The organism is Bordetella parapertussis (genome assembly GCF_020735925.1).
Classification (GTDB): Bacteria; Pseudomonadota; Gammaproteobacteria; order Burkholderiales; family Burkholderiaceae_B; genus Bordetella; species Bordetella pertussis.
Genome location: NZ_CP085971.1, coordinates 2,822,770 through 2,839,278 on the forward strand (window position 1 = coordinate 2,822,770; position 16,509 = coordinate 2,839,278).

Consider the following 16,509-nt stretch of genomic DNA (forward strand, 5'->3'; position numbering starts at 1 on the left):
GAAACTGTACCGGATCAGCCGCCGGAGTTTACCACCAACAGGCCGGCGAACCACCCCCGCCGTGCACGGAAGAAGGCGGCGTTCAGGGTATGCTTGCAGGCTTGAGCGCGGCTGTGCGCAGCCCCATTTCCCGAAACCGAGCATCATGACCGCACCCCTTCCCGCCTGGCCCTATTCTCCCTATATCGCGCACCGCGGCGGCGGCCGCCTGGCGCCCGAAAACACCCTGGCCGCCATGCGCGTCGGCGCGGCCCATGGGTTCACCATGTTCGAATTCGACGTCAAGCTCAGCCGCGACAATGTCGAGGTGTTGCTGCACGATGGCGACGTGGACCGCACCAGCAATGGCCACGGCCCGGCGGCGTCCAAGACGTACGCCGAGCTGGCCCAGCTGGACGCCGGCAGCTGGTATGCGCCGCAGTACGCGGGTGAGCCCGTCCCCACTTTTTCGGCGGTGGCGCGCTATGCGCTGGCCAACGGCATCGCCTGCAATGTCGAGATCAAACCCTGCCCGGGCCGCAAGGCCGAGACCGGCGCGGCCGTGGCGCGCGCGGCCGCCGCGCTGTGGCAGGATGCCCAGCCCGCCCCGCTGCTGTCCTCGTTTGCCGAGCCCGCGCTGCACGCGGCCCGCGGCGCCGCCCCGCAGCTGCCCCGCGCGCTGCTGGTGGAACGCGTGCCGGCCGACTGGCTCGAACGGCTGCGCAAATACGATTGCATCGCGCTGAACATCAACCAGCGCGACGCCAGCCGCGAGTTGGTCGACGCCGTGCACCAGGCCGGCTACCGCATCGCCGCCTGGACCGTCAACGACCCGGCCCGCGCCCGGCTGCTGCTGGATTGGGGCATGGACGCCATTTTCACCGACGAGCTGGCCACCATCCGGCCCGCCGTCTGACGCGGAGCCGCCTTGTTCAGTTACCGACACGCCTTTCACGCCGGCAACCACGCCGACGTCCTCAAGCACGCCATTCTGGTCCACGTGCTGGACTACATGAATCGCAAGGAAGCGCCCTATTGGGTGGTGGACACGCACGCCGGCGCCGGCCTGTACGCGCTCGGCAGCGACTGGGCCAGCAAGAACGCCGAGCATGCCGACGGCGTGGCGCGCCTGTGGGAGCTCTCCGGCCTGCCTGCGCTGCTGGCCGACTATGTCGCCCGCATCCGCGACTACAACACGGACGGCGTCCTGCGCCATTACCCGGGCTCGCCCTGGCTGACCCTGGACGTGCTGCGCGAACGCGACCGCCTGCGCCTGTTCGAGATGCACCCGAGCGAGTCGGACGTGCTGGTCAGGAACCTGGAACGGCGCAACGAGCGCACCGCCCTGCGCCAGACCACGGTCTTCGCCGCGGATGGCTTCGAGGGCGTCAAGGCGCTGCTGCCGCCGCCGACGCGCCGCGGCCTGGTGCTCATCGATCCTTCCTACGAGGACAAGCAGGACTACCGGCGCACGCTGACTGCCGTGCGTGAAGGCGTCAAGCGCTTTGCCACCGGCACCTTTGTCGTCTGGTACCCGCTGGTGCAGCGCCGCGAGGCATCGGAGATGGCGCGCCAGCTGGAGCGGCTGCCGGTCAAGAGCTGGCTGCACGCCACGCTGACCGTACGCAAACCCGCCGCCGACGGCTTCGGGCTGCACGGCAGCGGCATGTTCCTGGTCAACCCGCCCTGGACTCTGCACGACGCGCTCAAGCCGGCCATGCCGCTGCTGGCGCGCGAACTGACCCAGGACGACCGGGCCGGTTTCACGCTGCAGTACCGCGAGAACCCCTGAGGCTCAGGCCGCCAGGCGCTGCGGGCGGGCCTGCGCCAGGCGCGCCGCGGCGTCGCGCAAGGCGGTGCGCAACCCCTCTTCCACCACGGGGTGGTAGAACGGCATTTCCAGCATCTGCGCCACCGTCAGCGACTGTTGCGCCGCCCAGGCCAGCAGGTGGCCGATGTGCTCGGCGCTGGGACCGACCATTTCCGCGCCCACGAAACGCCCCGACTCGATGTCGGCATAGACGCGCAGCATGCCGCGATTGCGCAGCATGACGCGCGAACGGCCCTGGTCGCCGAAATCGACTTCGCCGGCCACGAAGGTGCCGCTTTCCAGCCGCGCGAACGGCGTGCCCACCAGCGCGATCTGCGGATCGGAGAACACCACGCCCAGCGCCGCCCGGCGCAGGCCCGGCGCGACGTCCGGATAGCGCGCGGCGTTCTCGCCGGCGATGCGCCCTTCGTCGGCCGCTTCATGCAGCAGCGGCGCGTCGGCGTTGGCGTCGCCGGCGATGAACACCGGCGCCTGGCCCGCCTGCATGGTATGGCGGTCGAAATGCGGCACGCCGCGCGCATCGAGCGCCAGGCTGGTGTTGTGCAGATCGAGGCCATCGACATTGGGTCGCCGGCCGGTCGCGACCAGGGCGTAGTCGAAGCGCTCGGTGCACTCGGTATTGTCCAGCGCCACGTAGCGCACTTCGACCTCGTCGCCGACGCGCTTGGTTTCCAGCACGCGCGCGTCCGGATCCAGGTAGAACTCCTGCTGGAAGGCCTTGCGGGCGCTCTGGCGCACGCGCGGGTCGGTGATGCCGCCCAGGCTGCCGCTCACGCCGAAAACGCGCACCTGCACGCCCAGGCGCGCCAGCGCCTGGCCCAGTTCCAGCCCGATCACGCCGGGCCCGAACACCGCGACGCGCGCCGGCAGCGTGTCCCAGGCAAAGACGTCGTCGTTGACCACCAGGCGGTCGCCCAGCGCCAGGAACGGCGGGGGCACCGCGGGCCGCGAGCCGCTGGCGATGACCACGCTGCCGGCGCGCACCTCGGTGTGCCCATCCACGCGCAGCACCGTGTCTTCGACAAAGCGCGCCATGCCGCGCAGCTTGTCCTCGGCCGGGATGTTCTCCACGCCCTCGAGCACGAAGCCGACGAAGCGGTCGCGCTCGCTCTTGACGCGCGCCATGACCTGCGCTCCGTCGATCCGCACCGCGCCATCGATATGCACGCCGAAGGGCCCGCCGTGCGCCGCCGCATGGGCCGCCTCGGCGGCCGCGATCAACAGCTTGGACGGCATGCAACCCACGCGCGCGCAAGTCGTGCCGTACTGGCCGCCTTCGATCAGCAAGGCGCGCTTGCCGGCGGCGCGCGCGGCGCGATAGGCCGCCAGGCCGGCCGTGCCGGCGCCTATGATGGCCACGTCAGTGTGCAAGGTTTTCATCGATTATCCTCATGAGTGCGGGCGCGCCGCCCAGGCGGCGCGCGGACAGGCAGACGCGCTGGCCGCCGCGAAGCGGCCAGCGTCGGCACGAAGGGAGGGGAAAGCCGGCGGCGGCAGCGCCGCCGGCCAGGCATCAGGCCAGGTAGGCCTTGAGGGCGTCGAAACCGCCGATCAGCTTGCCGTTGATGAACACCTGGGGCGCGGTATCGCCACCCGAGACGGCGCCGATCACACGGCCGCGCACCTTGTTGTCGAGCGGGATCTCGATCGGATCGAAGCCCTTGCCCTTGAGCAGGGCCTTGGCGTCGACGCAGAACGGGCAGCCCGGCTTCGAGAACACCACGACCCGGTCGGGCTTCCTGGCCTGGGGCGCGACGTAGGCGAGCATCGTATCGGCATCCGAGACCTCGAACGGATCGCCTTCCTTCTCGGGCTCAATGAACATCTTCTCGACCACGCCATCCTTGACCAGCATGGCATAGCGCCAGCTGCGCTTGCCGAAGCCCAGGTCCTTCTTGTCGACCAGCATGCCCATGCCATCGGTGAACTCGCCGTTGCCGTCGGGCAACAGCGTCACATTGGCGGATTCCTGGTCTTTCGCCCACTCGTTCATGACGAAGGTGTCGTTGACGGAAACGCAGACAATGCTGTCGACGCCGGCGGCGAAGAAGGCGGGAGCCAGCTCGTTGTAGCGCGGCAGGTGCGTGGACGAGCAGGTCGGCGTGAAGGCGCCGGGCAGCGAGAACACCACGACGGTCTTGTTCTTGAAGACGTCGTCGGTCGTCACCTGCTTCCAGGCATTGTTTTCACGGACGGGAAACGTCACGCTCGGTACACGTTGACCTTCGCGATTCTGCAGCATTCATATCTCCTTGGATTAGCTTTGCGACATTCTGTGGAACAACCACCATGAAGAGATGATAATCGTTGGCTATCAATTAATCAAATTTAATAAATCCAATCAATTGATAGCCATAAACAATCGACTGCTCAATATTGATTAAGCTGCTTGCACGGCATAGCCGGCGGCGCGGATCGCCTGGGCGACCGGCTCGGCCGCTGCCGCGCCTTCCACCGTCACGCGGCGCGCCGCCAGGTCGATCTGGACCAGCGCCTGGGGCACGGCCTGCTGCACCGCCTGCGTGATGCTCTTGACGCAGTGGCCGCAGGTCATGTCGGGAACGTGAAAGGCGATAGTCATGGTTTTCTCCTGGATGAGGGCCGGCCTTGCGCCGGCGGACAGCGTCCGGTTTTCGAACGTTGGAGAGAGCTTAAACCTTCCCATGATGTGAAGGTCAAGCGTAGAATGGAAGCGACGCCTTCCATGCCGGAAGGCGCGCAACCGGCCCGCCGTCGGCGGGCCAGGGACACTGCCCATGAATATCGGAGACGCCGCCCAGGCCTCGGGCATTTCGGCCAAGATGATCCGCTACTACGAAAGCATCGGACTGATCGGCCCTGCCGCGCGCACCGAATCCGGCTATCGCGTCTATGGCGATGCGGAACTGCATACGCTGCGTTTCGTGCGGCGCGCCCGCGATCTCGGTTTCTCGGTCGAACAGATGAACGAACTGCTGGCGCTGTGGCGCGACCGCAGCCGCACCAGCGCCGACGTCAAGCGCATTGCGCTCGAGCATGTCGCCACACTGGAGCGCAAAGCGGACGAATTGCGCCAGATGGCCGACACGCTGAAGCACCTGGCGCACCATTGCCATGGCGACACCCGGCCCGACTGCCCGATCATCGAAGAACTGAGCAACACCGGGCAGCGCTGAACGCCGCCGCCCGGCCGGCCGCCTCAGGCAGCGGCCGCCTCGGCAAGGCGCTCGGCCTCCTCGCGCGCCTTCTGCCGCGCCTGTGCCTGCGCTTGCAGCACCGTCGCCTCGTCGAGCGACTCGAACACTGCGATCGATTCGACATGGCCGGTATGCGGGAACATGTTGATGACGCCAGCGCTGCGCAGCGCATAGCCGCCTTCGTGCACCATGATGGCGGCGTCGCGCGCCAGGGTGCCCGGATTACAGGAGACGTACACGATGCGGCGCGGCCGCTCGCCGGGGGCCAGCAGCGACAGCGCCTGCACGACAGCCTGCGCGCCTTCCCGCGGCGGGTCGATCAGCATGCGGTCGAAGTAGCCCAGCCCGCGCAGCCATTGCACATCGACCTCGAACAGGTTGAGCGTGGCGAAACGGGTGCGCTCGCCCAGCCCATGACGCGCCGCCGCCTCGTGCGCGCGGTCGGTCAGCGCCTTGCTGCCCTCCACCCCCACCGCCTCGCGCCCCTGGGTGGCCAGCGGCAACGTGAAATTGCCCAGGCCGCAGAACAGGTCCGCCACGCGGTCCTGCGGCTGCACATCCAGCAGCTTCAGGGCGCGCGACACCATGGCGCGGTTGATGGCGTGGTTGACCTGGGTGAAATCCGTCGGCCGGTAAGGCATGCGCAGCCCGAACTCCGGCAGGGTATAGGCCAGCGCGTCGGCATGCTCGCGCTCCAGCGGATGCACGGTATCCGGGCCCTTGGACTGCAGCCACCACTGCACCCCGTGCTCGGCGGCAAACGCGCGCAGCACGGCGATATCGCCGTCGGTCAGCGGCAACAGGTGGCGCAACACCAGCACGATCGCCTCATCGCCCAGCGCGACCTCGATCTGGGGCATGCGGTCCGGCGCCGACATGGCCGCTATCATGGCGCGCAGGGGCAGCAGCAGGCGGCTGACCGCCGGCGGCAGCACATGGCATTCGCGCATGTCGGCCACGTAGCTGCTCTTGCGTTCATGAAAGCCCACCAGCACCCCGCCCTTCTTGGGCACGACGCGCACCGACAGGCGGGCGCGATAGCGGTAGCCCCAGGTCGGGCCATAGAGCGGCGGCAGGATGCGCGCCGGCTTGAGCTTGCCCACGTGCCAGAAAGTGTCTTCGAGCGCGCGCTGCTTGATGGCGACCTGGGCCGCGGGCGCCAGGTGCTGCATGGCACAGCCGCCGCAAACGCCGAAATGCGGGCAGCGCGGCGCCACGCGCTGCGAGGACGGGCGCAGGATCTCCTCGACCTTGGCAATCTCGTAGGACGGCTTGCGGCGCACCGTCTGCACCGTGACCCGCTCGCCGGGCAAGGCGCCTTCCACGAACAGCACTTTGCCGTCACGGTGGGCTATCCCCCGGGCCTCGAGGTCCAGGGACTCAATATTCAAAACGTCGACCATCTCGCACAGTCCAGATACACAGGCAGGCCGGCATTGTAAAAGAGCTCGGGCCATGCCGGAAACGGCTGTCCGAGCGGACGCCCCGTCCCCCACCGGACGGGACGTCCCCGGCAGCGCCTCAGAAGGTCCGCGCCACCGAAAACACCGCTCCCAGCCTGCCCGAGGGATGCCCGTTCTTGGTAGGCAGCCAATTGTCGCGGGTCGCGCCCACTGCGGCCAGGCCCAGCACCCAGCCGCTCAGGTCCTTGGTCACGCCCAGCTTGTAGTCCACGTAGTGGCCCAGCGCGTCGCCGTCCATGTCCTGCGCCTTCTTCAGCTTCTGGTAGCCCAGGTGGCCGACCAGCCCCCAGCCATCGCCCAGGTCGAACGTCGCCGTGCCGTCCAGGTACCAGGTGCCCTTGGTATCGGGCGTGCTGAAGAAATCGCCGGGCGTGTACGAGTACTTCAGCGAGTAGTTCGCATAGCTCACGCCCAGGTACAGGTCGGTGTTGTTGTAGTTGCCGCCCTTGGGCGAGCTGGAGCCCGGGTAGTAGTAGTGCAGCACGCCCACGTCCAGGCCGACGCCGCCGCCCGCCTCGCCCTTCCAGCCGCCATAGAAGTCCATTTCGAGATTGCCGTCGGTGAAGACGAAGTCGGAGACGTTCGAATTCCAGTTGCCCAGGTAGAGGCCGGAAGTGTGGGTGAGGTCGAACCCCAGCTGGATGGCAGGCCGGAAATCGGTCTGCGAGTAACCCCGGAAACGGTAGTCGCTGACCATGGCGGCGTTGCCGCTCAGCGAAAATCCCGCCCCCAGGTCGGTCGGCTCGGCGCGCGCGCCGGCGGCGCAGACGGCCAGTACCAGGGGCAAGGCGAACAAGGGCTTTTTCATGATGTGCGGTTCCTGATCGATTGGAATAAGGACGCGGCATGCAGCCGTCCTCCCAGCCGCGGGGCAAGTCCCCTCCCCTGACGGCTTACCCCATGAAAAGCACATTCCATGCCAGCCCGCCCGCGCCGGCATGGCGCGCGCGCACGGCGCCGCGGCGCACCGCAGCGGTGCACCCCGGCCCTGCTCCGCCTTGTTTCGGCGCATGGCGCGCCAGGCTGGCTCGCGCGCCAACGCAAACGCCCCGGGGCGTTGCAGCCCCGGGGCGTCATTCCTGCGGATCGGCGTGGATCAGTTCGCCGTGGCGGCGCCGGCCGGCGCGGCGGACTGGCCGCCTTCGGCGTGCCGCTTCTGCATGCGCTCCTGCATGCGCTCCTGCATGCGGGCGTGGCGTTCGCTCATGCGTGCCTGGTTGGCCTTGGCGATCTCGGTGACCTGGCCGCGCTGGACCTCGTTCAGGCTATCCCAGACCGCCAGCCATTTGTCGCGTACCTGGGTAGCCTGGGCGCGGAACTGCTCGTGCCGCTTGTCCGATTCGGCCAACAGCGCGCGCGGATCCAGCTTGCCGCTGTCGAGTTGCGCTTTCAGCGCGTCGCGGCCCGTGGCGCCCGCGTCGCGGCGGCTCTTGTGCACATCGCGCTGCGCCTGGCGAGCCTGGTCGACCAGCCCCTGCTGCTTGGCGTCCAGCTTGAGCGACTCGATCTGCGCCTTGGACAGCGGGCCGACGCCCGGCAACCAGACGCCGTCGCGCATCATCTTCTTGTGGTGGTGACGGCCCTGCTCTTTCATATGGCCGGCCGCCGGGCCTTCCTGGGTGGCCGCGAGGGCGGGAGCCGCCACGACGCCCGCCGAAAGCGCCAGGGTCAGGCCTGCCAGAGTGGAACGGATAGCGTGTCGGGACATGGTGATCTCCTGAAAGGTTGAAACGCGCTGCCATTGTGCGGGCGGCGCGGTTTCAGCCGGGTTTCGCACCCGGCCCATCTGTTTCAGTCGATTGCCGACGCGCCTTATGCCGCGTCCCAGGCCGCCAGGTATTCCTTCCAGTGCGGCGCGTCGCTGGCCGCCAGCGTGTCGCGCACCAGGGCGATCTCGGCGTCGTAGGCGACGCGGTCGAGTTCGCCGCGCAGGAAGCGGAAGCGGCAGTACACCAGCCAGGTATTGACCACGTCGGTCTCGCAGTACGCGCGCACCTCGTCGGCCTTGCCCTGGTTCCAGGCTTCCCAGACCTTGCTGCCGTCCATGCCCAGCTTGCCTGGAAAGCCGCACAGCTTGGCCAGTTCGTCCAGCGGCGCATTGGCGCGGCCGTTGTACTTGGCCAGCAAGTCCATCAGGTCGATGTGGCGGTTGTGGTAGCGGCTGATGTAGTTGTTGAACTTGAAATCGCGGTCTTCGTCGCCCGTATCCCAATAGCGCGGCGCCGGCACGCCGTGGATCAGGCTGCGGTAGTGCAGCACCGGCAGGTCGAAACCGGACCCGTTCCAGCTGACCAGCCGCGGCGTGTAGCGCTCGATGGTCTTGAAAAAACCCGACAGCAGCGCCGCCTCGGGATCGTCGGGCTGGCCCAGCGTCTTGACGCGGAAACCCTGGTCGTCGCGAAACACGCATCCGACCACCGCGACCTGGTGCAGGTGCAGGGGCAGGAAGTCGTGCCCCACCGCTTCGCGGCGCGCGGCGAAAGCGCGCTCGACCACTTCCAGGTCGGACACCTCGCCGCCCCAGTCGTTGAGCCGGCGCAGGCCGGCCACGTCGGGGATGGTCTCCAGATCGAAAACGAGCGTGGGCGTCATCGCGGCGGCAGATACTGCATCGGGTCGACCGGCGTGCCCTGGCGGCGGATCTCGAAATGCAGGCGCGGCGACGTGGTGTCGGTCTCGCCGATCTCGGCGATCTTGGCCCCGCGCTTGACGTTCTGGCCGGTCTTGACCAGCAGCGCGCGGTTGTGCGCATAGGCCGTGATGAAGCCGTTCTGGTGATTGATGATGATCAGGTTGCCCAGGCCGCGCACGCCATTGCCGCTGTACATCACCTTGCCATCGGCCGCCGCGATCACCGGATCGCCCAGCGAGCCGGCCAGGTCGATGCCCTTGGTGTTGCTGTTGAAGGTCTGCAGGATGGCGCCATTGGCCGGCCAGCCCCAGTTGATGACGGCGGCATCGGCCGCGCGCGCGGGCTTGGGATCGGGCAGCGTTGCCGCGGGCGGGGTGGTGGCCCCGCCGGTTTCGCCGCCGGCGCCGGCTTCCATGCCGCCGGCCGGCGTTTCGGCGCTTCCCTGGTCCAGCGGCTTGGGTTGCGGCTTGGAGGAGGTCACCGGCGTGGTCTGCGCGCCGCCGGCGCCCGAGCTCGACAGGCGCAGCACCTGGCCGACACTGATCTGGTTGGGATCGGTGAGGTTGTTCCAGCGCTTGAGGTTTTCGATATCGACATTGTTGGCGCGCGCGATCTTGTAGAGCGTATCGCCAGGCTTGACGACATAGCTGCCGTCGGTCGGGCCGGAGGCGCCGGGCTGTCCGGTGAGGTCGACCACGGGCGCGCGCGGGCCCTTCGAGGCGCAGCCGGCCAGCAAGGCGATGGCCAGCACGCCCGCCCAGAGAACGGGTCGGGAAGCGGCGGCGGCGGATGCGCCAGCCACGGATTGGGATTCGGTCAGTTGCAACTGCCCGTTGAGCATACGATTCTCCTGTTTGCTCAAGATTGTATTCCGGCCCTGAGGGGCACAAAACGTACAGCTTCGAGTTCTTTTCGGCTCCAGGCGGTGGCCCCGGTGCGTTCGATCAGCACCAGCCGCTGGTGGGTGGACCCTTCGGGCGCGATCAGCCGCCCGCCCGGCGCAAGCTGATCCAGCAAGGCCTGCGGAATGGCCAGGCCCGCCGCAGCCACAACAATAGCATCGAACGGCGCCACGCCGGGCACGCCCAGCATGCCGTCGCCATGGATCAGGCGCACCCGGGTGGCCAGGCGCAGCGCCCGCAGATGGCCGCGCGCCAGCTCGTACAGGCCGCGGATGCGCTCGATGGCATGCACCTCGCGCACGATCTGGGCCAGTACCGCCGCCTGGTAGCCGCAGCCGGCGCCAACCTCGAGCACCCGGGCCGGGGCACGGTCCTCGCAGACGGCGGCGATCATGCGGGCCACCACCCACGGCTGCGAAATGGTCTGCGAGTGCCCGATGGGCAGCGCCGCGTCTTCGTAGGCACGGCTGGCCAGCGCTTCATCGACGAACAGATGGCGCGGCACCGCCGCCATGGCGTTGAGCACCCGTTCGTCGACGATGCCCTGCGTGCGCAGCCGCTGCACCATCGCCTGGCGCAGCCGGTCGGAGTTCAGGCCCAGGTTGCCGCTGGCCAGCGGCGCGGGCTGCGCAGGCGCGCGCGGCAAGGCGCCGGCCGAAATGCGGGTGTTGCTGTTGGCCGGCGTGATGCCGGGCGCGAGGCGGCCGCCGGCCGGCGGGTCTACGCGTTTACGCATAGCGGCTCCGCCCAGTTGCGCACATCGTCAAGCTGGCTGTGCTGGGTCAGGTCCAGGCGCAGCGGCGTCACCGAGACCTGCCCCTGCGCCGTGGCGTGAAAGTCCGTCCCCGGCGTGGCGTCGGCGGCCAGGCCGACCGGGCCGATCCAGTACACCGTGTCGCCATAAGGCGTGGTGGTACGCACCACCGGCTCGGACGGATGGCGCTTGCCCAACCGCGTGACGGCGTAGCCTTTCATGTCTTCGTAGCGGCGATTGGGGATATTGACGTTGAGCAGGACCGGCGCGGCCAGCGGCTGCGCGATCTGGCGCTCGACCACCTGGCGGGCGGCGCGCGCGGCCGATTCGATGTGCTGCCAGCCTTTTTCGATCAGCGAGAAGGCGATCGAGGGAATGCCGAACAGGTAGCCCTCGCTGGCCGCGGCCACCGTGCCGGAATAAAGCGTGTCGTCGCCCATGTTGGCGCCATTGTTGATGCCGGACACCACCAGGTCGGGGCGCGCATCCATCAGGCCGGTCAGGGCGACGTGCACGCAATCGGACGGCGTGCCGTTGACGTAGATGAAGCCGTTGGAAGCGGTGCGCACCGTCAGCGGCCGGTTCAGGGTCAGGGAATTCGAGGCGCCGCTGTGATTCGTCTCCGGCGCGACCACGGTCAGTTCGCCCAGCCCGGACAGCGCCTCGACCAGCGCTTCCAGCCCGGGGGCGTTGTAACCATCGTCGTTTGAAACCAGAATACGCATCAATCTTCCTGAATCGTGGGGATCGCCACAAACCGCGACCGATTGTACCGTCATGAAGCGGCATCATCGCGTCAGAATCGCCGCCCGAGGTAGAATCCGCAGCCAAACGACGCAACCGTAACGGAATGCCTGCCACCATGGTCCTGACCGCCCCTTCGCTCCTGTCCAGTTCGGCACTGATTGTCCTGGCCTATCTGATCGGCTCCATCCCCTTTGCCGTCGTGGTCAGCAAGCTGATGGGGCTGCAGGATCCGCGCAGTTACGGCTCCGGCAATCCGGGCGCCACCAATGTGCTGCGCACCGGCAACAAGACCGCCGCCGCGCTGACCCTGCTGGGCGACGCGGCCAAGGGCTGGTTCGCGCTGTGGCTGGCCCGCGCGCTGGTCCCCGAACTCTCCTGGGGCGCCTACGCGCTGGTGGCGCTGGCGGTGTTCCTCGGCCACCTCTACCCCCTGTTCCTGCGCTTCAAGGGCGGCAAGGGCGTCGCCACGGCGCTGGGCGTACTGATGGCCATCGAGCCATGGCTGGCCGTGGCCACCATCGCAACCTGGCTGATCGTGGCCGTGTTCTCGCGCTATTCGTCCCTGGCGGCCCTGGTCGCCGCATTTTTCGCGCCCGTCTACTACGTATTCGGCTCGGGCGCAGCCTGGCATGCGCGGCTGGAAGTCGGCCTGGCCATCGCCGTCATCAGCGCCCTGCTGTTCTACCGCCACCGCGCCAACATCGCGCGGCTGCTCAAGGGCACCGAAAGCCGCATCGGGAAGAAGAAGTAACCCACTCAGGAGCCTGCCCCCGCGGGGACAGGCCCCCCGTCAGCCTACCCGGCCTGGATATCCGCCAGGTCCCAGCGCGGCCGCACCGTGAAGGCGTGGTCGCCCTCGCGCAGGTCGGCCAGTCCGGCCTTGACCCGCTCGGCCGCCGCGAACGCGATCATGGCGCCATTGTCGGTGCACAGCGACAGCGGCGGAAAATAGGCTTCGGCCCGCAAGGGCTTGAGCGCGCGCGCCAGATGCGCGCGCAGCAGCGCGTTGGCGCCCACCCCGCCGGCCACCACCAGGCGGCGCAGGCCCGTCTGCTTCAAGGCGCGGATCGCCTTGGCCGCCAGCACCTCGACGATGGCGGCCTGCGTTGCCGCCGCCAGGTCGGCGCGGTCCTGTTCGCCCAGTTCGCCGCCATCGCGCGTGGCCGCTTTCACACGGGTCAGGACCGCGGTCTTCAATCCGCTGAAGCTGAAATCCAGGTCGCCGCTGTGCAGCATGGGACGCGGCAGGTCGTAGCGGCTGGCGTCGCCCTGCTCGGCCAGGCGCGCCAGCGCGGAGCCGCCCGGATAGCCCAGGCCCATCAGTTTGGCCGATTTGTCGAAGGCCTCGCCGGCGGCGTCGTCCAGCGTCTCGCCCAGCAGTTCGTAGCGGCCCACGCCGTCGACCCGCATCAGCTGGGTATGCCCGCCCGAGACCAGCAAGGCCACGAACGGAAACTCGGGACGCGGCTCGGCCAGCAGCGGCGACAGCAGATGTCCTTCCAGGTGATGGATGCCGATGGCCGGCAGCGCGCGCGACCAGGCCAGCGCCTGGGCCACGCTGGCGCCCACCAGCAAGGCGCCGGCCAGGCCCGGCCCGGCGGTGTAGGCCACCGCGCCCACGTCGGCCAGCGTCAGGCCGGCCTCGGCCAGCACCTGGCGGGTCAGCGGCACCACGCGCCGGATATGGTCGCGCGAGGCGAGTTCGGGCACCACGCCACCATATTCCTGGTGCATGGCGATCTGGGTATGCAGGGCGTGCGCAAGCAGGCCGCGCTCGGTGCAGACGGCGGCCACGCCGGTTTCGTCGCACGAGCTTTCAAAGCCGAGAATGATCATGGGCGCAGAGTTTACAACCAGGGTCCGCGGGCCCTGGTGCAAAAATACGGGTTTTGCGCTTACATTATCGCCAGCGCGGCAGGCGGCGCCGGCGCAAGCACACAACAACCGCTCTCAAACCCCCGGGGACTTCCATGCTGGAGAAGCTATTCCAACTGCGTGACCACGCCACGACCGTACGCACGGAGATCGTGGCTGGGCTGACGACATTCCTCACCATGTCGTACATCATCTTCCTGAACCCCGACATCCTGTCGAGCACCGGCATGGATCGCAATGCCGTGTTCGTGGCGACCTGCCTGGCCGCCGCCCTGGGTTCGCTGATCATGGCGCTGGTGGCCAACTGGCCGATCGGCATGGCGCCGGGCATGGGCCTGAACGCGTTCTTCGCGTTCACCGTGGTCAAGACCATGGGCTACACCTGGGAGCAGGCGCTGGGCGCCGTGTTCATCTCGGGCGTCATCTTCCTGTTCCTGACCATCTCGGGCATCCGCGCCTGGCTCATCCGCGGCATCCCGCACTCGCTGCGCAGCGCCATCGCCGCCGGGATCGGGCTGTTCCTGGCCATCATCGCGCTGTCCAACGCCAACATCGTCGTCGCGCACCCCGCCACCAAGGTGACGCTGGGCGACCTGCGCGAGCCCGGCCCGCTGTTCGCCATCCTGGGCTTTTTCATCATCGCGGCGCTGGGTGCGCTGCACGTGCGCGGCGCGATCCTGATCGGCATCCTGTCGGTGACCGTGCTGTCCATGCTGCTGGGCTACAACCAGTTCAACGGCATCTTCTCCTCGCCGCCCAGCCTGGCCCCGACGTTCATGCAACTGGACATCCTGGGCGCCCTGCACACCGGCTTCGTGCACGTGATCCTGGTGTTCGTGCTGGTCGAGGTGTTCGACGCCACCGGCACGCTGATGGGCATCGCCAAGCGCGCCGGCCTGGTGCCGGAAGACCGCCCCAACCGCCTGGGACGCGCGCTGTTTGCCGACAGCACCGCCATCGTGGCCGGCTCGATGCTGGGCACCAGCAGCACCACCGCCTATGTGGAAAGCGCCTCGGGCGTACAGGCGGGCGGACGCACCGGCCTGACGGCGCTGGTCGTGGCGCTGCTGTTCCTGGCCGCGCTGTTCATCGCGCCGCTGGCCGGCTCGGTGCCCGCCTACGCCACCGCGCCCGCGCTGCTGTATGTCGCCGGGCTGATGATGCGCGAGCTGATCGACATCGACTGGAACGACGTGTCCGAGGCCACGCCGGCCGCGCTGACCGCCCTGGTCATGCCGTTCACGTACTCCATCGCCAACGGCCTGGCCTTCGGCTTCATCAGCTACGTGGTGCTCAAGACCTGCACCGGCCGCATCCGCGAGGTGCACCCGGCCACCTGGCTGGTGGCGATCCTGTTCATCGTCCGCTACGCCTTCTTCCCCGAATAAGGCCGGGCCGCGCGCCTCGCCCCGCAAGCAGGCCGCCTCGCGCGGCCTGCCTGCTTTCGAGGCCTTCAATCGCCGCGATACAGCGAGACTATCGACCCGATGGCGCCCAAGGTTGTTCGGGTGCGCGGTTGAAATCGCCGATACACTCTCCATATATTCCTGACCCGTCGGGCGCGCCGCGCCGCGACACAACCGGAGCACCCGCATGAGTGTATTGGCCAGCGTGCCGTTCTCGGTCCTCGACCTTGCCCCCATCGTGCAGGGCGGCACGGCCGCGCAGGCGTTTCGCAACACCGTCGACCTGGCGCGCCACGTCGAAGGCTGGGGCTATCGCCGCTTCTGGCTGGCCGAACACCACAACATCACCGGCGTGGCCAGCAGCGCCACGGCGGTACTGATCGGCCACGTCGCCGCGCATACCAGCACGCTGCGGGTGGGCTCGGGCGGCGTGATGCTGCCCAACCACGCGCCGCTCATCATCGCCGAGCAGTTCGGCACCCTGGAGAGCCTGTTTCCCGGCCGCATCGACCTGGGCCTGGGCCGCGCGCCCGGCAGCGACGGGGCCACCCAGCAGGCGCTGCGGCGCGGGCCGCGCAGCGGCCTGGACTTTCCCGAACTGCTGCACGAGCTGCGCGCGTACCTCGCGCCGGCGCGGCCGGGCCAGCCGGTGCGCGCGATTCCCGGCGCCGGCACCGACGTGCCCATCTGGCTGCTGGGCTCGAGCGATTTCAGCGCGCGGCTGGCCGCCGAGCTGGGCCTGCCCTTCTCGTTCGCGGGCCACTTCTCGCCCGAAGGCATGGCCGCCATGCGCCTGTATCGGCAACTGTTCAAGCCGTCGCAGACGCTGGCGCGCGCCCATGCCATGATAGGCGTGCCGGTGGTGGCGGCCGACACCGACGAGCAGGCGCATTTCCTGTCCACCACCCAGCAACTGAAATTCCTGTCGCTGATCCGCGGCAACCGCCTGCCGCTGCAGCCGCCCGTGGAAAGCATGGACGGCATATGGAACGAGTGGGAGCGCTCCGCGGTCCAACAGAGACTGGGCGCGGCCATCGTTGGCGGCCCCGATACGGTCAAGCGCGAACTGGAGAGCCTGGTCGCGCAGACCCAGGCCGACGAGGTGATGATCGTTTCCGATTTTTACGACTTTTCCGATCGGCTGCGTTCGTACGAGATCGTCGCCTCGCTCAAGCAGGACGCAGGCGTATCGACCCGCACCGCGAACGCCTGACCGGCACGGCGCGCGATCGCGCCACGCGTTTCGCCCACCGACCACGGACGGAACATCCACTGCGCGGCCCCGGCCGCGCCAACCGGGCCCACGGGCCCCAGACGCCACCCTACGCGGGCGGCAAGGACGACACGCATGAGCATCGTTGAACTGACCAAGGACACCTTCCAGGACGCCATCACGCCCGACGGCACCCTGATCATCGACTTCTGGGCCCCCTGGTGTGGCCCGTGCCGCGGCTTCGCCCCCGTGTTCGAGCAGGCGGCCGAGCAACACCCCGACGTGACCTTCGCCAAGGTCAATACCGACGTCGAACAGGAGCTGGCCGTTGCGCTGGGCATCCGCTCGATCCCGACCTTGATGGTGTTTCGCGAGAAGGTCCTGCTGTTCTCGCAACCCGGCGCCCTGTCGGCCGGCCAGCTCGGCGAGCTGCTGACCAAGGTCAAGGAAGTCGACATGGCCGAGGTGCACCGCGATATCGCGCAGGCGCGCGAAAACGGCGAAGGCGAACAGGCCTGAGGCCGCGGCGGG

Annotated in this window: 18 protein-coding genes; 7 read left to right on the plus strand and 11 right to left on the minus strand. The window is 68.4% G+C overall.

All coding sequences use genetic code 11. The features are described from left to right. The first annotated feature begins 145 nt into the window (after positions 1-145). Positions 146-895: a glycerophosphodiester phosphodiesterase gene (ugpQ, locus tag LK409_RS13340; RefSeq protein ID WP_010928866.1), complete on the plus strand. Its 750-nt coding sequence runs from the start codon at positions 146-148 to the stop codon at positions 893-895. Between the two features lie 12 nt (positions 896-907). Further along, on the plus strand, positions 908-1,771 hold the full coding sequence (locus LK409_RS13345) for a 23S rRNA (adenine(2030)-N(6))-methyltransferase RlmJ (RefSeq protein ID WP_010928867.1): 864 nt from the start codon (positions 908-910) through the stop codon (positions 1,769-1,771). Positions 1,772-1,774: 3 nt separating this feature from the next. On the opposite strand, the gene LK409_RS13350 is transcribed toward LK409_RS13345, so the two are convergent. The 3 genes from LK409_RS13350 to LK409_RS13360 form a co-directional block, all read right to left on the minus strand. Next, positions 1,775-3,190 (minus strand): dihydrolipoyl dehydrogenase, encoded by a 1,416-nt coding sequence (locus tag LK409_RS13350; protein ID WP_010928868.1) that lies wholly within the window; start codon positions 3,188-3,190, stop codon positions 1,775-1,777. Between the two features lie 133 nt (positions 3,191-3,323). Next, positions 3,324-4,052, minus strand: coding sequence for a redoxin family protein (locus LK409_RS13355; protein ID WP_010928869.1), 729 nt, complete (start codon positions 4,050-4,052; stop codon positions 3,324-3,326). A gap of 138 nt (positions 4,053-4,190) precedes the next feature. Next, complete coding sequence (locus LK409_RS13360; RefSeq protein ID WP_003811035.1) at positions 4,191-4,391, minus strand: heavy-metal-associated domain-containing protein; 201 nt, start codon at positions 4,389-4,391, stop codon at positions 4,191-4,193. Between the two features lie 175 nt (positions 4,392-4,566). On the opposite strand from LK409_RS13360, the gene cueR reads away from it, so the two are divergent. Then, on the plus strand, positions 4,567-4,965 hold the full coding sequence (gene cueR, locus LK409_RS13365) for a Cu(I)-responsive transcriptional regulator (protein WP_010928870.1): 399 nt from the start codon (positions 4,567-4,569) through the stop codon (positions 4,963-4,965). Positions 4,966-4,988: 23 nt separating this feature from the next. On the opposite strand, the gene rlmD is transcribed toward cueR, so the two are convergent. From rlmD to surE, 7 genes are all read right to left on the minus strand, one after another. Next, positions 4,989-6,389 carry a 23S rRNA (uracil(1939)-C(5))-methyltransferase RlmD gene (gene rlmD, locus LK409_RS13370; protein ID WP_041937249.1) on the minus strand — a complete coding sequence of 467 codons (1,401 nt, stop codon included), beginning with the start codon at positions 6,387-6,389 and terminating at the stop codon, positions 4,989-4,991. 118 nt (positions 6,390-6,507) lie between these two features. Then, positions 6,508-7,257, minus strand: a complete 750-nt coding sequence (locus LK409_RS13375) for a TorF family putative porin (RefSeq protein WP_010926716.1) — start codon at positions 7,255-7,257, stop codon at positions 6,508-6,510. 288 nt (positions 7,258-7,545) lie between these two features. Further along, complete coding sequence (locus LK409_RS13380) at positions 7,546-8,157, minus strand: hypothetical protein (RefSeq protein ID WP_041937250.1); 612 nt, start codon at positions 8,155-8,157, stop codon at positions 7,546-7,548. 104 nt (positions 8,158-8,261) lie between these two features. Continuing rightward, entirely contained in the window at positions 8,262-9,041 is a 780-nt protein-coding gene (locus LK409_RS13385) for a 3'-5' exonuclease (RefSeq protein WP_003811024.1), read from the minus strand. Continuing rightward, the gene (locus LK409_RS13390) at positions 9,038-9,922 is read right to left on the minus strand and encodes a peptidoglycan DD-metalloendopeptidase family protein (RefSeq protein WP_010928873.1); all 885 of its coding nucleotides are present in this window, start codon (positions 9,920-9,922) and stop codon (positions 9,038-9,040) included. The genes LK409_RS13385 and LK409_RS13390 overlap by 4 nt, the downstream gene beginning before the upstream one ends. A gap of 17 nt (positions 9,923-9,939) precedes the next feature. Beyond that, positions 9,940-10,719 carry a protein-L-isoaspartate(D-aspartate) O-methyltransferase gene (locus LK409_RS13395; RefSeq protein WP_010928874.1) on the minus strand — a complete coding sequence of 260 codons (780 nt, stop codon included), beginning with the start codon at positions 10,717-10,719 and terminating at the stop codon, positions 9,940-9,942. Continuing rightward, positions 10,704-11,462 carry a 5'/3'-nucleotidase SurE gene (gene surE, locus LK409_RS13400; protein ID WP_003811017.1) on the minus strand — a complete coding sequence of 253 codons (759 nt, stop codon included), beginning with the start codon at positions 11,460-11,462 and terminating at the stop codon, positions 10,704-10,706. Before surE ends, LK409_RS13395 begins: the two co-directional genes overlap by 16 nt. A gap of 125 nt (positions 11,463-11,587) precedes the next feature. On the opposite strand from surE, the gene plsY reads away from it, so the two are divergent. Beyond that, positions 11,588-12,235, plus strand: a complete 648-nt coding sequence (gene plsY, locus LK409_RS13405) for a glycerol-3-phosphate 1-O-acyltransferase PlsY (RefSeq protein WP_003811015.1) — start codon at positions 11,588-11,590, stop codon at positions 12,233-12,235. Positions 12,236-12,279: 44 nt separating this feature from the next. On the opposite strand, the gene tsaD is transcribed toward plsY, so the two are convergent. Further along, a complete protein-coding gene (gene tsaD / locus LK409_RS13410; RefSeq protein ID WP_010928875.1) occupies positions 12,280-13,320 on the minus strand; it encodes a tRNA (adenosine(37)-N6)-threonylcarbamoyltransferase complex transferase subunit TsaD in 1,041 nt (346 codons plus the stop codon). A 134-nt stretch (positions 13,321-13,454) separates the two neighbouring features. On the opposite strand from tsaD, the gene LK409_RS13415 reads away from it, so the two are divergent. From LK409_RS13415 to LK409_RS13425, 3 genes are all read left to right on the plus strand, one after another. Beyond that, positions 13,455-14,747 (plus strand): NCS2 family permease, encoded by a 1,293-nt coding sequence (locus tag LK409_RS13415; protein ID WP_010928876.1) that lies wholly within the window; start codon positions 13,455-13,457, stop codon positions 14,745-14,747. Positions 14,748-14,952: 205 nt separating this feature from the next. Then, positions 14,953-15,978 (plus strand): LLM class flavin-dependent oxidoreductase, encoded by a 1,026-nt coding sequence (locus LK409_RS13420; RefSeq protein ID WP_010928877.1) that lies wholly within the window; start codon positions 14,953-14,955, stop codon positions 15,976-15,978. 135 nt (positions 15,979-16,113) lie between these two features. Further along, a complete protein-coding gene (locus LK409_RS13425) occupies positions 16,114-16,497 on the plus strand; it encodes a thioredoxin family protein (RefSeq protein WP_010928878.1) in 384 nt (127 codons plus the stop codon). Positions 16,498-16,509 lie beyond the last annotated feature (12 nt).

Bases quoted from the DNA above. Each gene is read 5' to 3' on its own strand.
- ugpQ (WP_010928866.1), top strand. From the start codon at position 146: ATGACCGCACCCCTTCCCGCCTGGCCCTATTCTCCCTATATCGCGCAC.
- LK409_RS13350 (WP_010928868.1), bottom strand. From the start codon at position 3,190: ATGAAAACCTTGCACACTGACGTGGCCATCATAGGCGCCGGCACGGCC.
- LK409_RS13355 (WP_010928869.1), bottom strand. From the start codon at position 4,052: ATGCTGCAGAATCGCGAAGGTCAACGTGTACCGAGCGTGACGTTTCCC.
- LK409_RS13360 (WP_003811035.1), bottom strand. From the start codon at position 4,391: ATGACTATCGCCTTTCACGTTCCCGACATGACCTGCGGCCACTGCGTC.
- cueR (WP_010928870.1), top strand. From the start codon at position 4,567: ATGAATATCGGAGACGCCGCCCAGGCCTCGGGCATTTCGGCCAAGATG.
- rlmD (WP_041937249.1), bottom strand. From the start codon at position 6,389: ATGGTCGACGTTTTGAATATTGAGTCCCTGGACCTCGAGGCCCGGGGG.
- LK409_RS13375 (WP_010926716.1), bottom strand. From the start codon at position 7,257: ATGAAAAAGCCCTTGTTCGCCTTGCCCCTGGTACTGGCCGTCTGCGCC.
- LK409_RS13380 (WP_041937250.1), bottom strand. From the start codon at position 8,157: ATGTCCCGACACGCTATCCGTTCCACTCTGGCAGGCCTGACCCTGGCG.
- LK409_RS13385 (WP_003811024.1), bottom strand. From the start codon at position 9,041: ATGACGCCCACGCTCGTTTTCGATCTGGAGACCATCCCCGACGTGGCC.
- LK409_RS13390 (WP_010928873.1), bottom strand. From the start codon at position 9,922: ATGCTCAACGGGCAGTTGCAACTGACCGAATCCCAATCCGTGGCTGGC.
- LK409_RS13395 (WP_010928874.1), bottom strand. From the start codon at position 10,719: ATGCGTAAACGCGTAGACCCGCCGGCCGGCGGCCGCCTCGCGCCCGGC.
- surE (WP_003811017.1), bottom strand. From the start codon at position 11,462: ATGCGTATTCTGGTTTCAAACGACGATGGTTACAACGCCCCCGGGCTG.
- plsY (WP_003811015.1), top strand. From the start codon at position 11,588: ATGCCTGCCACCATGGTCCTGACCGCCCCTTCGCTCCTGTCCAGTTCG.
- tsaD (WP_010928875.1), bottom strand. From the start codon at position 13,320: ATGATCATTCTCGGCTTTGAAAGCTCGTGCGACGAAACCGGCGTGGCC.
- LK409_RS13415 (WP_010928876.1), top strand. From the start codon at position 13,455: ATGCTGGAGAAGCTATTCCAACTGCGTGACCACGCCACGACCGTACGC.
- LK409_RS13420 (WP_010928877.1), top strand. From the start codon at position 14,953: ATGAGTGTATTGGCCAGCGTGCCGTTCTCGGTCCTCGACCTTGCCCCC.
- LK409_RS13425 (WP_010928878.1), top strand. From the start codon at position 16,114: ATGAGCATCGTTGAACTGACCAAGGACACCTTCCAGGACGCCATCACG.